The organism is Roseburia sp. MSJ-14 (assembly GCF_018918225.1).
GTDB lineage: Bacteria > Bacillota > Clostridia > Lachnospirales > Lachnospiraceae > Petralouisia.
Window position 1 is genome coordinate 493953 of the sequence record NZ_JAHLQD010000008.1, and the last position, 15669, is coordinate 509621.

Genomic DNA, 15669 nt, shown 5'->3' on the forward strand with positions numbered 1-15669 from the left:
TCCTACTCTCTTACCTGACCATTTCCATAAATGATATATTTGGTAGTTGTTAATTCTTTCAATCCCATAGGTCCTCTTGCATGAAGCTTTTGTGTACTGATACCTATTTCAGCTCCAAACCCAAACTCGAATCCATCTGTAAATCTGGTAGAAGCATTTACATATACGGCTGCCGCATCGATTTCATTCAGGAATTTTTGTGCATTTGCATAGTCTTTCGTAATAATTGCTTCTGAATGTCCGGTATTATATTTATTGATATGCGCAATTGCCTCTTCAATAGAAGATACCGTTTTAATGGAAAGAATATAATCTAAGTACTCTTTTCCCCAGTCTTCTTCTGTTGCCGCCTGAATTGTTGCACAAGCTTCTCGGCTCTTTTCATCTCCACGCAATTCTACATTTTTTTCTTTTAAACGTTCTGCTAATTTTGGAAGTAATGCATCCTTTACCTTCTCATGAACCACTAAGGACTCACAAGCATTGCATACACCTATTCGCTGTGTTTTGGCATTAAAGATAATATTAATTGCCATATCTAAATCTGCGGTTTCATCTACAAATATATGACAATTTCCAGTACCTGTTTCAATTACCGGAACAGTTGCCTTTTCTACTACAGTACGAATTAAACCGGCACCGCCTCTTGGAATTAAAACATCTACATATTCGTTCATACGCATAAATTCTTCGGCAGTTTCATGGCTGGTATCTGTAATAAGCTGAATCGAATGAATTGGCAATCCACATTTACGAAGTGCCTCTTGCATAGTTTTTGCTATAGCATTATTGGAATGAATAGCATCCTTTCCACCTCGAAGAATTACCACATTTCCTGCTTTAAAACAAAGTCCGAATGCATCTGCGGTAACATTTGGTCTGGATTCATAAATAATTCCAATAACTCCTAATGGTACACGTTTCTGTCCAATCATCAATCCGTTTGGACGTTGTTTCATATATAGCACTTCTCCTACCGGATCTTCTAATCCTGCAATCTGGCGCAATCCTTCTGCCATTTGTGCGATTCTGGATTCTGTCAGTTGCAATCGATCCTGTAATGCTATTGGCATATTATTTTCTCTTGCAGTCTCCATATCTGTTGCATTTGCCTCTAACAGTAAGTTCATATCTGCCATCAAATAATCCGCAGCCGTAGCCAATAGTTTATTTTTCTCGTTTACAGACAATACACGCAGTACTGCTTCTGCTTCACGCGCATTTTTTCCGATTTGTTCTAATGTACTATTCATTCTATTTCCTCCCTTTCTGTTACAATTACATCCAGTTTTGTATCATAACTATCTGTTGGTATACAATCTATGATTTGTGCCGCATAAGCTGCACCTATTTTTCGACATGACGGAAATCTTGCAAAATATCGATCATAGAATCCTTTTCCATATCCAATGCGATTTCTGCTTTTATCAAAACCAAGTCCAGGTACTATTACAAGCGGAGTCTTCTCACTAATGGAATATTCTCCTATTGGCTCCATAATACTAAAAGCACCCTTTTGAAATTCAGACAAAGACATCACCTGAAAAAAATCCATATTCTCACCGTCGGTTCTTGGAAATGCAACTTTCTTTCCCGCTATCAATGCCTTTTGGGCTAACGGAAGTACATCTACTTCATTTCCTAACGGATAATAGCAATATATGATTTCTGCATGTTCCTTTTCAATAATATTCCATATTTTTTCACATATGGTATTGGAATAACTCCTGCATTGTGCACTTGTTAATGCACTTCGTTTTTTCTTTAATTCAGCTCTAATTTGCTGTTTTCTTTCCATACTTTTCCCCAAGATTTTCAATGCTTCCATCCGTATTTATCATATCTATATTATTGAGCTGCGCCTGTAAATTTCTCTTCACACTTGCAATATATTCCTGTCTTAAAAGTGCCTGTTCTTTTTTCTCTGCTTCGGTTAATCCCTCAGCCTTTGATTTTCGTGCTAATGCGTTGATACGTTCAATCTTACTGTCTTCCATGCTATTCTCCTTATCCAATACTTTCTTCTATAAAATCCGCTATGTAAAAATCTTCATTTCTATGCTGTTGAAATAATGTGCCTGTAAAGTCTCCTTCAAAAATCTCATGAAGAACTCCTACATCTTTTGCATTTGCAATAATCATATCCGCTCCGGAAAGAGTTGCTATTTTTGCAGCGGTAAGCTTCGTTGCCATGCCACCAGTTCCAACATCACTTCCCGGTGTATCTTTTGCCATAGACATAACGCTTTCATCCAGATTTTCTACTACCTTAATTAATTCTGCTTTTGGATTCTTATGCGGATCATCTGTAAATAAACCGTCAATATCCGACAACAAAATCAATAAATCCGCTCCCACCAAAGAAGCTACAATTGCAGATAAGGTATCGTTATCACCGAATTGCATTTCGTAAGTAGATATTGTATCATTTTCATTTACAACGGGAATTACTCCCATTTGAAAAAGTTCCTCAAAGGTATTCTGTGCATTTTTTCTGGAAACATTGTTTAACATCGTTCCTTTTGTCATTAAGACCTGACCTGCAATATGATTATACTCGGAAAAAAGTCGCTGATAAGTCATCATAAGTCTTGCCTGTCCTACGGCAGCACATGCCTGCTTGGTAGATATGTTTTTTGGACGTTCTGCCAGACCGATTACTTTTCTTCCTACTGCAATGGCCCCTGAACTTACTAAGCACACATCTATTCCGCGATTGTGAATATCGCATAATTCTCGTACCAGCTTCTCTACTTTGGGGTAATTAAGACCGCCTGTTTCTTCATGCATCAACGAAGATGAACCTATTTTCACAACTACTCGTTTTTTATTTTTTAAATATTCCTTTGTTTTCATATTCATTTCCTTGCCTTGGTCTTATTATTCTATATGCTTATACATACACCTTATTACTTTATCACATTTCAGTGAAAAAGCCTAGACTAAAATCAAAAAACTACGATTCTGTCATTTTTGCATTTGGATAAATCCGTTCCATACGCTTATCATCGAAATGACTATCCAGCCACTCATCTACTGCATTCTGCGATTCTTTTCCCTGGGCTCTGTCACTATATCTTGCTAATGCTCCTGCTGAAATAATAATGTTTACAATCATAAATATCACAAATATATAGCTGAGGATTTTTCCTATTTTCATTGGAATTCGCTCAATCCATTTTGCAAAGAAGGGATAAAACAGCTTCATCCACACTAACGCTGCAATTCCCCAGAAGAAACAATATAATAAGTTAATACGCCCGCCAAGATTAAACGGAATATCACTATAATCCCAAAATACTGTACCAAAACATATTTCCGTAAATACGCTACATATGTATTCATAGGCTCCGCCTAAAAATGTTCCTGCCAAAAAGATATATCGATCTTCTTTATTGCGATAACGATACAAAAGCATGGTAATTCCCGCAACTCCAATTCCCCATACTAAGCTAAAGGGGCCATAAACCACACTACTTCTACTCATAAGTTTTCCCATTGTCAACCAACAGAAAATCGTTTCCGTAATATCTCCCAGAAATGCTCCCAAAAAGAAAATCCAGACAATTTTGTGGAAACCGCATCCATAAGCAAAAACCGTTTCTTTTAATTGCTTTTCTCGTTGCTCTTCTTCACTTTCTAACGTTTTCTTTTTCTGACCCGGAAAAGCACGTTCCATGCGTCGTTCTACTCTGGAAGTAATCGCATTACGAAGTGACTTGGATGCTTGAGAAAATCCCTCTGCGATTTCGTCCATGCGCGCAGCATTTTTCTTTCCACGATACAATACGGTTAAAGTTGTCACCATATCCAACAACAATAATACTACCAAAATAATTAGTATTATATTTCCTGCCAAACGTGGGATTTTTGGTATGATTCCAAGTAATAACGGATCCACTAATTTTATTAGCAGTGTTCCTAAAGCTCCCCAAAATACAGCATATTTCAGGCAAACATATCCGCCTACCTGAAACTTCATATGAGAATAGTCCCACATTCGTATTTGAAATACTTTTTCTAATACAACACCTGTAACCAATTCAATCACGGAGCCTATAATCATACAGCCTAAAAATAGATAAAACCAGTCACTCCGCAACGAATCCAGGAATATTGATAGAAATACCATGGAAAATCCGTAAACCGGACAAACAATCCCATTTAAAAAGCCTCGGTTTACCAACTTTCTTTTTCCATATATGGCATGTATTACTTCTAAAATCCATCCTAAGAAACTATAAATCAAAAATAGCCATGCCATTTCATATACGCTGAATAACATATTTTTCTTTTCTCCTTTGTATTAGGAATCGGAAACGATATTTTGAAGCCAAATTCCCTTCTTTACTAAAGCATATCCTATGAAACACTTGATGGTTTCTATCAACTGACAACTTAAATACACCCATACAATTGGCATATCTGTAAATCTGGATAATACATAGGCAAGCGGAATATCCACCAACCATACATACACACTGTCAAACAGCACAGTAATCCATGTTTTACCACCGGATCTTAACGTAAAATAACATCCATGCATAAATGCATACAATGGCATACATGCCGCCGCGATTAAAATAAAACGAGTCGCCAGCTCCTGCACATTGTTAGATGTATTATAAATCTTCGGGAAAAACGGAGATATAATTGCCAGCAAACTTCCGAATATTACACAGGTTCCTACGGTAAATACCAATAATTTGCGGTCTGTATCCTTTGCTTCTTCCATCTTGCCTGCCCCTAATAGTTGTCCTACTAATATGGCAATGGCACTTCCCATAGATAAAAATACTACATTAAACAGATTGGAAACCGTACTGGAAATATTTAACCCAGCGACTACCGCCAAACCTCTCACAGAATAACATTGCATTAAAAATGCCTGTCCTATGGACCATGCTGCTTCATTTAACAATAACGGAATTCCCTTTTTGATAATTTCAAGTGTCAATACCTTAGGGATTCGCATACTGGCGTATGCTCCAACAATAAAGTTATGTCTCTCACGATTTTTGTGTGTCCAATAAATCAATATAAAACATTCTGCAAAACGCGCAATATCCGTAGAAATAGCCGCTCCGATTGCACCGAGCTTTGGTGCTCCAAAACTTCCGAAAATCAAGAAAAAGTTTCCTATCATATTTAATAATACTGCAACAATTCCAATCTTCATCGGCACAAGCGTTTCTCCGGTTTCACGCAACGTACTTGCATATGTCTGAGATATAGCATAAGGAATTAATCCTATCATAATAACTGATAAATATTCTTTCCCGAACTGCAATGTTTTCCCAATATCTCCTTCTTGAGAACCTTCATGCAAATATAACATGATTAAATCTTCTCCGAAAAAGAAAAATAGTCCCATTGCTACTACTGCCATGAGCATACATACCAAAAATTTAAAACGAAAGGTATTTCGAACGCCTTCTCTATTTCCCTGTCCATAATATTGAGCCGTAAAAATCCCTGCACTGGATACTCCACCAAATACACAGATATTAAATACTACAATTAGCTGGTTTACAATGGCAACACCACTCATTTGCTCGGTTCCCACTTGTCCCACCATAATATTGTCTAAAAGGCTTACGAAATTGGTGATTCCATTTTGAATGATAATGGGAATTACCACTAATAATACCATTTTATAAAATTCTTTTGTTCCTATATATTTTCTTAAAACATTCTGGTTCATTATGAATCCTCTCTATTTTTCAATAGTAATAACTGGACAAGTATATCATATTTCCTCAAAAAAAACCACTTCTTGACTAAATATTACAATTTAGAAAAGAAGTGGTTCTTCAACTAATCGTTATTTAACTTTTTATTACTGAACTGTAATAATCTTCTTTGGACATTTTTCTGCGCACAGACCACATCCGGTACATTTTTCATAATCAATATGAGCAATGTTGTCAGTTACAGTAACTGCTCCGCTTGGACAATTCTTTTCGCAAAGATGACAGCCGATACATCCAACAGAACATGCTGCCATAACATCTTTACCTTTATCCTTAGAACTACACTGTACTTTCTGTTTTGCATCGTAAGGTACAAGCTCGATTAAGTGTTTTGGACATGCTGCAACACACTTACCACAAGCCTTACAAACCTCTTTATCTACTAATGCAATTCCATTTACAATATGTATTGCATCAAATGGACATGCCTTCACACAGCTTCCATAACCAAGACATCCATAATTACAGGACTTTGGTCCGCCGTTTGGCACAAATGCCATTGCTGCACAATCTTCAATACCTGTATATTCATAATCATGTTTTGCTTTTTCGCAATCACCGGCACATTTTACAAATGCAACTTTTCGTGTGCCTTCTTCCGCTGCAACACCCATGATTTCACCGATTTTTGCAGCTACCGGTGCTCCACCTACCGGACACTGATTAACCGGAGCTTCTCCTTTGGAAATTGCTGCTGCCAAACCTGAACATCCTGCATATCCACATCCACCACAGTTATTTCCCGGAAGTACGCCTAAAATAGCTTCTTCCTTTTCATCTACTTCTACTTTAAATTTTTCTCCGAAAATTCCAAGGAAAAATCCAAGTATAATACCTGTTCCGCCTACGGCAAGGGCGGCAATGATAATTGCTGTAAAATTCATATTCATTCCCTCCTAAATCATGCCTGAGAATCCCATAAAGGCGATTGACATTAAACTGGCTGTAATCAACACGATGGCTGTTCCTTTAAAACGTTCTGGAATGTCATTGTATTCAATCTTTTCACGAATTCCTGCCATAATTACAATTGCAATCAAAAATCCAACTGCTGTTGCAAATCCGTTTACTACACTTTCAAGAATTCCATATGCCTTAGTTACATTGGTAAGTGCTACTCCTAATACCGCACAGTTTGTTGTGATCAGTGGAAGGTACACTCCCAAGGACTCATACAGTGGCGGCATATTCTTTTTCAAGAACATTTCTACGAACTGTACTAATGATGCAATAACTAAGATAAACACAATGGTCTGTAAATATGAAATATTTAAAGGTGCCAATATGAACTTATAAATCAATGCTGTTACAAATGAGGATAAGGTAATAACGAATACAACTGCTCCTCCCATTCCTGCTGCGGTTTCTGTCTTCTTAGATACACCAAGAAACGGACAGATTCCAAGGAACTGACTTAATACGACATTATTTACAATGGCAGAGCCAATTGCAATAATCAATAATTCTTTCATCTAAATCTGCCTCCTATTCTTCTGTTTTCTTGGTCTCAGATTTACCGGTACACATAGCAGACTGTGAACAGCTTGCACAATCTCCTGTAATACATCCGGATGGTTCTGCTAAAGGTTTTCCCTTCTTCTCCATCTTGTCACGCACTACATTCATACCTGCTACTAAAAATGCCAGTACAAGGAATGCTCCAGGTGCCATAACAAATACGGTGATTCCAAGCATAGAACCAAGAATCTGACGAACCAAACCAATCAAGGTCAAACCAATGGTAAATCCAAGTCCCATTCCAAGTCCATCGAAAATAGATGGCACAACCGGGTTCTTAGAAGCATAACTTTCTGCTCTACCTAAAATAATACAGTTTACAACAATCAAAGGAATATATACACCTAATGCAGATGATAAGGAAGGTGTATATGCCTGCATTAAGAACTGTACTACGGTAACCAATGATGCAACGATAACGATATAAGCCGGCATACGCACACCATCCGGTATAATTTTACGAAATGCTGAAATCAACAAATTTGACATAACTAAAACTACGGTTGTAGAAAGTCCCATTCCAAGTCCATTAATTGCAGATGATGTAACCGCAAGTGTTGGACACATTCCAAGCATTAATACAAAGGTAGGATTTTCCTTAATAATACCATTATATAATCTTTCAACATACTTATTCATACTTAGTTACCTCCTTGCAATGCTTCGTTGAAGTATACCAAACATGCATTTACTCCATTTGTGATGGCTCTGGAGGAAATTGTTGCACCGGTAACTGCTTCTATTTCGTTATCCGCAGATGGTGTAGTCTTTACAACTGAAAATGATTCTTCATTCTTATTATTGAATTGATTCTTAAAATCATCTTCATTTACCAGCATACCCAAACCTGGAGTCTCACTAATTGAAGTAATGGAATATCCATTTACAGTTCCATCTACCTGAATACCAACGGAAAATGTAATATCTGCCTGACTTCCTTCATGAGAAGTAACATTGATAACATATCCAATTACATTTCCAGATTTATCAAGTGCATTTGTTACTCCAATAATCTCATCGTTTGTATAATCGCTTTTTGCTATGATTTTTTCTGCATTTTCTGCTGTGAATTCTACGTTATCTTCAAAAGAATCTGCATCTTTAAATACTTCTCGATATGCTGCATCCTGTGCTGCTTTATTTGCCTTAGCAATAGGTTCCTTGGTGATTTCATTTACTGCACCGAGGATAAATCCAAGAATTAAGGTAAATGCAGTTAATACTAATGCATCATGCACAATTTTCTTATTCATGCTGCTTTACCTCCTTTTTCTGACCAAATGCCTTTGGGATGGTAAGTTTCTCAATAATTGGAACTAACAAGTTACTCAAAATAATTGCGAAAGATACACCTTCTGCATTTGCACCAAATGTACGGAATAATCCAGTTAAAACACCAAGAAGAATACCATACACTACTTTACCCATTGGAGTAATTGGAGATGTTACATAGTCAGTTGCCATAAAGAAGGCACCTAACATCAATCCACCACCGCAAAGCTGTGCTGTGATATAATTTCCATCCAATCCATGTCCGCCGAACAATGCAATAAATACAACAAAACTTACGATATATGTACCTGGGATTGTCAAATCAATAACCCCCATCAAAATCAAGAAGATTGCTCCTACTAAAATTGCAATTGTTGATGTTTCACCAATAGTTCCTGCAGTAGTACCGATTAACATTTTCATGGTATCTACACTCTCACCGTTACGAATCAAAGCCAAAGGTGTTGCTCCTGTGTATGCATCGCAGTTAAAGTTTGTCATAGTTCCTGCAAAAGATACCAAAAGGAAACATCTTGCTCCGAGGGCCGGATTCATAAAGTTCTGTCCCAGTCCACCAAACATCATTTTTACAATTACGATTGCAAATACACTTCCTAATACTGCCTGCCAAATTGGCAATCCACTTGGAAGGTTTAATGCAAGTAACAAACCGGTTACTACTGCACTCAAATCGTTAATTGTACTTTTTTTATGTATTAGCAATTCAAAAACCCATTCAGAAACCACACAGGTTGCAATACAAACTGCTATTAAAACTAATGCTCTTAATCCAAAATTCCAAATACCAAAAACACTTGCCGGTAATAAAGCAATGATTACATAAAGCATGATTCTGGCTGTTGTATCTTTGGCACGGACATGTGGTGATGATGATACGTTATATAAATCACTCACAATAAGCCACCTCTTTCTTCGTTATTTTTTATTTCTTCTTTCTGCAAGTATTTGTTTCTTCATTGTTTTAATGGACTGTGCTAATGGACGTTTTGCCGGGCAGATAAAGCTACAACTTCCGCACTCGATACATTCCATTCCGTTCCACTTTTCAAAGCTTGCCATATCACCATGCTCGCTCATTTTTGCAAGCTTAGATGGTACAATTCGTTCTGGACAAGCTTCTACACAACGTCCACAATTAATACATGCAGTGGTTTCACTTGCTGCTACATCATCTTTTGTAAGACAAAGTAAAGAGGATGATGTCTTTGTTGTTGGAATATCCAATCCAAACATAGCAAATCCCATCATTGGTCCGCCAGAAATGATTTTCTCCGGCTGTGTTTTGAATCCACCTGCTGCTTCAAGAATCTCAGCATAACTCATACCGATACAAATATTAAAGTTACCCGGCTCTTTTACTGCATCACCTGTAACTGTAAATATTCTATTCATAACAGGTTTTCCAAGTTTTACTGCATTATATATAGAAATCAATGTTTCTACGTTATCAACAATACATCCTGCATCTGCCGGCAACATTGTTGAATTAATTTCTCTATGTGTGGTTGCATAAATCAACTGACGTTCTCCACCCTGTGGATATTTCGTCTGTAACGGACAGACTTCCATGCGTGGTTCGTCTTTTACCAACTCCTGTAATTTTGCAATTGCGTCCGGCTTATTATTTTCAACTCCGAAAATACCTTTTGCATGTTCAAAAAGTTTCAGAACAATTCTCATACCTTCTACTAATAACTCCGGATTCTCAATCATACGACGATAATCTGCTGTCAGGTATGGTTCACATTCTGCGCAGTTTGCAATAATGTAATCAATTTTTTCTGGCTCTTTTGGCGATAATTTTACATGGGTAGGGAATCCTGCTCCACCCATTCCTACTACACCAGCTTCTTTCACCTTGTTGATAATCTCCTCTTTGGAAAGAGAATCAATATCATCTACCGGGTGATATTCCACTTCTTTCATTTCGCCATCATTTTCAATAATGATGGAATTCACCATGTCCCCAACGGCTCCACGGCGTGGCTGAATTGCCTTAACTGTACCGGATACAGATGAATAAATCGGTGAAGATACAAAGCCTCCTGCTTCTGCTATCTTCTGTCCTCGTAACACTGTATCACCCACAGCTACGACAGGACTTGCCGGTGCTCCGATATGTTGTGATATTGGATATACCAGTTCGCCTTTGGGTAATAATTCACGAATTGGCTTATCCTTGGAAAATTCTTTTCCATCATGCGGATGAACGCCACCTTTAAATGTCATTAAACCCATTTTTTCGTGCCCCACTTTCTCTATAAAATGTATGTTTCTTATATTCGTTATTCATAAAGATTATTTCCTTCTTTATGAATAACTTTATCAATATAATTATAGCACAATTTTCTCACAATAGTATATATTTTTTGTACTTTTTTACATACTTTTGCCATTTTTATTTATGTAATTTGTATTATTTATACTATTAATTGTATTTGTAGTTGTTTGACCTCATCCCAAAATATGTTATACTTGTCTAGAAAGGAGCATTTAGACATATGAAAACTTGGCAGAATGAAATTCCCTTTTGTAGGGAAAATCCTATTACAGAAGCGCTCTTCCCGGAGAATGCTGTATTTTTTGATATTGAAACCACCGGTTTTTCTGCAAAACATACACAAGTCTATTTAATCGGCTGTGCTGCCCGAAAGGGAAATGTAATTTGCACTACCCAATTTTTTGCAGAAAATTCTTTAGATGAAAAACTGATTTTAAATGCTTTTTCCGAATTATTAACGCATTATGACATCTTGATTACTTTTAACGGCGTGGGTTTTGATATTCCATATCTTCAAGGGAGATATCATTATCATTCTCTCATGGAACCTTTTGAAAATTTTGAATATCTTGATATTTATAAATCACTCTCTAAATACAAGCATATTTTAAAACTAGAAAATTTAAAGCAAAAAACAATAGAATTATTTCTGGGAATCCAGAGAAAAGACTTATATTCCGGTGGGGAATTAATCAATATATATGACAGTTATATGAAAGAGCCTTCCGAAGATGCTCTTAATCTTTTACGCCTCCACAACTATGAAGATGTAACAGGAATGATTGACTTGCTTCCAATTCTTTCCTATGTTCAATTATTCGAGGGCAAATTTGAAGTAACCGGATATGAAACATACACTTACGAAGAATATGAAGGCGACGAAGCCTTAGAACTTCATATTGACCTAAAACCTGTTTTTCCTCTACCTAAACGCTTTTCCTATGGATTTCAGGATATTTATCTTACCGGATTTCAAAATAGTGTCAGGCTTAAAGTTAAACTTTACCAAGGGGAATTAAAGTACTTCTACTCGAACTATAAGGATTACTATTACCTTCCCAAAGAAGATATGGCAATCCATAAAAGTGTTGCTTTCTATGTAGATAAGAACTATCGTACCCGAGCAAAAGCAGCTACTTGCTACAGCAAAAAAACAGGTTGTTTTTTACCTCAATATGATGAAATTTTTGTTCCTTACTTTAAGTTAGAATTTCACGATAAAGTATTGTATTTCGAAATGACAGAAGATTTCACAGAATCTATTGACGCTCAAAAAAAATATGCTTCGCATTTATTAAAACATTTACTTACAACAAAAGCTTAACTGCTTTTTCGTACAGACAAAAAGAGGAATTCCAAACCCGGAATTCCTCTTTCTATTTATGCGTTTTTCATCGCTATGCTTTTTCAAAGAAAAATGATTGTTTTCTCTGATAGTTTAATTCTTTGTAGTTCATAATCTGTTCCGTGCTTCCAATGAAAAGGACACCTTCTTTTGTTAAAGCGTCATTAAATTTCTTATATATCTCTTCCTTGGCTTCTTCGGTAAAATAGATTAATACATTTCTACAAACAATCAAATGGCAACCACTTGGATATGAATCTTTTAATAAATTATGCTCCTTGAACTCAACCTGATGTTTGATTTCGTCTGCAATCTGGTAAGAAGCTCCTATTTTCTTGAAGTACTTCTTTTTAAACTCTTCCGGTACCGATGCAATACTCTTTTCATTGTAAAGACCAAGTCGTGCCTTATCCAATACCTGTTTATCAATATCAGTGGCAATAATTTTAATCTGATTCAATGGTACATGCTTGGATAAAGCCATAACCAATGAATACGGTTCATCTCCAGTAGAACATGCCGCACTCCAAATCTTAAGATTCTTTCCGAACTTCTGAACCAAAGTAGGAAAGACCTCCTTGTCTAAAATCTGCCATTGTTCTGGATTACGATAGAACTCTGACACATTGATTGTAAGGAAGTTTACGAACTGTTCAAACTTCTCGTTATCTTTTTTAATCAATGCTACATATTCTTTATAGTTGCTAATATTATTTTTTGTAATCAGCGTATCAATTCTACGCTTCATTTGCTTTTCTTTATAAGCATTCAAATCAATTTTGGTTAATCCAAAAATATCCTTTTTGAACTCTTCATACCCGGTAAACATAGTTATATTCACCTACTCTTTCGTATTATAGATGTTCCTACTCTGCGTCTGCTGCTTTCTCTTCTTCTGGAGCTAATAATGCTTTTACACTTAAGCTGATTTTCTTTTCTTCTTCATTGAAGTCAACAACCTTAGCTTCGATTTCCTGTCCAACGCTTAATACGTCTGAAGGTTTTTCAACATGCTCTTTGGAAATCTGGGAAACATGAAGTAATGCATCTACTCCCGGAGCAAGTTCTACGAATGCACCAAAGTCTGTCATTCTTGCAACTACTCCTTTTACAACAGTACCTACTGCATACTTAGAAGCTGCATCTTTCCATGGGTTTTCATCTTCAAATTTCATGCTTAACGCAATCTTATTTTCGTTAATATCTTTGATGAATACTTTAACAACATCGCCAACTTTGAATACTTTCTTAGGATTCTCTACTCTGCCCCAAGACATTTCAGAAATATGAAGTAATCCGTCAGCTCCGCCTAAATCGATAAATGCACCGAAGTCTGTTACATTTTTAACAGTTCCTTCCATTACATCGCCAACTTTAATCTTTGCAAATAATTCTTTCTGTAATTCAGCCTTCTTAGCAACTAATAACTGCTTTCTGTCACCGATGATTCTTCTTCTGCGTGGATTGAACTCAGTGATTACGAATTCGATTTCCTGATCTTTGTATTTGCTCAAGTCTTTTTCGTATGTATCAGATACGAGACTTGCAGGAATAAAGATTCTTGCTTCATCGATTACTACGCTTAATCCGCCATCCAATACCTGTGCAACCTTTGCTGTAAGCACTTCTTTGTTATTGAATGCTTCTTCTAATCTCTTGCTTCCTTTTTCAGCTGCAAGACGTTTGTATGTCAACAATACCTGACCTTCGCCATCGTTCACCTTAAGCACTTTTGCTTCCATGGTGTCTCCTACGGATACAACTGTAGTCAAGTCAACATTTGGTTCATTTGTATATTCGTTACGGGTAATGATTCCATCGGACTTGTAACCAATATTCAAGATGATCTCGTCTGGTTTCACATCAATAACGGTACCGTCGACTACCTCTCCATTTCTTATTGTTTTAAATGATTCTTCCAGCATTTGTTCAAAACTCATTTCTGACATTTTTTTGAACCTCCTCAATAATTTTGTTTGGGGTAGAAGCCCCTGCGGTAATACCTACGCTATTAATGGACTGTAATTTAGACAAATCCAAATCCTTCAGTGTCTGTATATAGCAAGTATTTTCACATTCTTTTTTACATATTTCAAATAACTTTTGCGTATTGGAACTGGTCTTTCCACCAATCACAATCATTGCATCCACATTTGCGGCAATTTTTCTTGCTTCTGCCTGCCGTTCCTGAGTTGCATTGCAAATTGTATTTAAAACAATTATATCATAACCTTTTTCTGTAATAATTTCAACTAATTCTTTAAATTTCTTGTTGTTAAATGTCGTTTGGGAAACCACACATATTTTTTTATCCGTTTTTAAGGTAAAATTCTGTGCTTCCTGTAGGTTGGAAATCACTGTCGTTTCCTCCGGGTTGCTACTCCAACCACGGATTCCCTGAACTTCCGGATGTTCTTCGTTTCCGATGATTACTACATGATAATTATCATTGCTGTACTTTTCTACTAACCGATGTATTTTCAATACAAATGGACAGGTCGCATCTACATATGAAATATTTTCCCTTTTTAGTAAATCGTAAACTTCTTTTCCCACACCATGAGAACGAATTACTACGGTACCATCTTTACAGTCTTTTAAGGCTTCCTGTGTTTCTATTACGCAAACGCCTCTTTTTTCTAAATCTTTTACTACTTCTTCATTGTGTATGATAGGACCATAAGTATATATTTTACCATTTTTTTCTTCGGTTTGCTGATATACCTTATCTACCGCTCGCTTTACACCGAAACAGAATCCGGCACTTTTTGCAAGTATTACTTCCATAAATCATGTCCTCTTTTTTATTACTGTTGTTTTTCTTTTACCAGCTTTAATATTTCTGCAACAACTTCATCAATGGTCATATTGGAACTATCCACTAAAATTGCATCTTCTGCTTGTTTTAACGGAGCAATTTCACGATGCATATCACGATAATCTCTATCCTTGATATCTGCACAGATTTCTTCCAAACTGCATGCCTGTCCTTTTTCTTGTAATTCTAAGAAACGTCTTTTCCCACGAGTTTCTACGCTTGCTGTTAGATAAATCTTCACTTGCGCATTCGGCAGTACACAAGTTCCAATATCTCTTCCGTCCATGATAACATCCTGAGTTTCTGCTAATTTACGCTGCAACTCTAAAAGTTTTGTACGCACTTTTCCATATACACTTATAGTAGACGCGGTATTTCCCACCTCTTCCGTACGAATAAATCCGTTTACATTTTCTCCATTCAAAAGCACTTGCTGCTCTCCATTTTCATATGAAATAGATACTGTAATCTCCTCGCATGCCTTAGAAACTTCCTGTTCCTTTTCTCTATCTACGCCATTTCGGATACAATATAATGCCATAGCACGAAACATTGCGCCAGTATCCACATAGATATAGGACAATTCCTTTGCTACCTTTTTCGCTATCGTGCTCTTTCCGGCTCCCGCCGGTCCATCAATTGCTATGTTAAAAGCCATATT

At 36.6% G+C, this 15669-nt stretch carries 17 protein-coding genes; 1 reads left to right on the top strand and 16 read right to left on the bottom strand.

Annotated elements, in window-relative coordinates; genetic code table 11:
- Positions 1-2: 2 nt before the first annotated feature.
- The 12 genes from KQI83_RS04785 to rsxC form a co-directional block, all read right to left on the bottom strand.
- Positions 3-1253, bottom strand: coding sequence for a glutamate-5-semialdehyde dehydrogenase (locus KQI83_RS04785; protein WP_216555110.1), 1251 nt, complete (start codon positions 1251-1253; stop codon positions 3-5).
- On the bottom strand, positions 1250-1798 hold the full coding sequence (locus tag KQI83_RS04790; protein WP_216555112.1) for a 5-formyltetrahydrofolate cyclo-ligase: 549 nt from the start codon (positions 1796-1798) through the stop codon (positions 1250-1252). Before KQI83_RS04790 ends, KQI83_RS04785 begins: the two co-directional genes overlap by 4 nt.
- A complete protein-coding gene (locus tag KQI83_RS04795; protein WP_216555113.1) occupies positions 1776-1997 on the bottom strand; it encodes a DUF896 domain-containing protein in 222 nt (73 codons plus the stop codon). The genes KQI83_RS04790 and KQI83_RS04795 overlap by 23 nt, the downstream gene beginning before the upstream one ends.
- A gap of 10 nt (positions 1998-2007) precedes the next feature.
- Positions 2008-2856 carry a glutamate 5-kinase gene (gene proB, locus KQI83_RS04800; RefSeq protein ID WP_216555114.1) on the bottom strand — a complete coding sequence of 283 codons (849 nt, stop codon included), beginning with the start codon at positions 2854-2856 and terminating at the stop codon, positions 2008-2010.
- A 100-nt stretch (positions 2857-2956) separates the two neighbouring features.
- A complete protein-coding gene (locus KQI83_RS04805; RefSeq protein ID WP_216555115.1) occupies positions 2957-4285 on the bottom strand; it encodes a putative ABC transporter permease in 1329 nt (442 codons plus the stop codon).
- A gap of 21 nt (positions 4286-4306) precedes the next feature.
- On the bottom strand, positions 4307-5704 hold the full coding sequence (locus KQI83_RS04810; protein WP_216555116.1) for an MATE family efflux transporter: 1398 nt from the start codon (positions 5702-5704) through the stop codon (positions 4307-4309).
- A 135-nt stretch (positions 5705-5839) separates the two neighbouring features.
- Entirely contained in the window at positions 5840-6637 is a 798-nt protein-coding gene (locus tag KQI83_RS04815) for an RnfABCDGE type electron transport complex subunit B (protein WP_216555117.1), read from the bottom strand.
- Between the two features lie 12 nt (positions 6638-6649).
- Positions 6650-7225 carry an electron transport complex subunit RsxA gene (rsxA, locus tag KQI83_RS04820; RefSeq protein ID WP_216555119.1) on the bottom strand — a complete coding sequence of 192 codons (576 nt, stop codon included), beginning with the start codon at positions 7223-7225 and terminating at the stop codon, positions 6650-6652.
- Between the two features lie 13 nt (positions 7226-7238).
- Positions 7239-7910, bottom strand: coding sequence for an electron transport complex subunit RsxE (gene rsxE / locus KQI83_RS04825; RefSeq protein ID WP_216555121.1), 672 nt, complete (start codon positions 7908-7910; stop codon positions 7239-7241).
- A gap of 2 nt (positions 7911-7912) precedes the next feature.
- Entirely contained in the window at positions 7913-8524 is a 612-nt protein-coding gene (locus KQI83_RS04830) for an RnfABCDGE type electron transport complex subunit G (protein WP_216555123.1), read from the bottom strand.
- Positions 8517-9458, bottom strand: coding sequence for an RnfABCDGE type electron transport complex subunit D (locus KQI83_RS04835; protein WP_216555125.1), 942 nt, complete (start codon positions 9456-9458; stop codon positions 8517-8519). The genes KQI83_RS04830 and KQI83_RS04835 overlap by 8 nt, the downstream gene beginning before the upstream one ends.
- 21 nt (positions 9459-9479) lie before the next feature.
- Positions 9480-10802: an electron transport complex subunit RsxC gene (gene rsxC / locus KQI83_RS04840; protein ID WP_216555126.1), complete on the bottom strand. Its 1323-nt coding sequence runs from the start codon at positions 10800-10802 to the stop codon at positions 9480-9482.
- Between the two features lie 263 nt (positions 10803-11065).
- On the opposite strand from rsxC, the gene KQI83_RS04845 reads away from it, so the two are divergent.
- Entirely contained in the window at positions 11066-12169 is a 1104-nt protein-coding gene (locus KQI83_RS04845; protein WP_216555127.1) for a ribonuclease H-like domain-containing protein, read from the top strand.
- Positions 12170-12242: 73 nt separating this feature from the next.
- Here the strand turns inward: KQI83_RS04845 and KQI83_RS04850 are convergent, their stop codons facing one another.
- Genes KQI83_RS04850 through cmk form a run of 4 tightly spaced genes read right to left on the bottom strand, consistent with a single transcriptional unit; the run spans position 12243 to position 15666 of the window.
- Positions 12243-13019, bottom strand: a complete 777-nt coding sequence (locus tag KQI83_RS04850) for a CheR family methyltransferase (protein ID WP_216555128.1) — start codon at positions 13017-13019, stop codon at positions 12243-12245.
- A 37-nt stretch (positions 13020-13056) separates the two neighbouring features.
- Entirely contained in the window at positions 13057-14139 is a 1083-nt protein-coding gene (gene rpsA, locus KQI83_RS04855; protein WP_216555129.1) for a 30S ribosomal protein S1, read from the bottom strand.
- A complete protein-coding gene (gene ispH / locus KQI83_RS04860; protein WP_216555130.1) occupies positions 14120-14977 on the bottom strand; it encodes a 4-hydroxy-3-methylbut-2-enyl diphosphate reductase in 858 nt (285 codons plus the stop codon). The genes rpsA and ispH overlap by 20 nt, the downstream gene beginning before the upstream one ends.
- A gap of 20 nt (positions 14978-14997) precedes the next feature.
- Entirely contained in the window at positions 14998-15666 is a 669-nt protein-coding gene (gene cmk / locus KQI83_RS04865; protein ID WP_216555131.1) for a (d)CMP kinase, read from the bottom strand.
- Positions 15667-15669 lie beyond the last annotated feature (3 nt).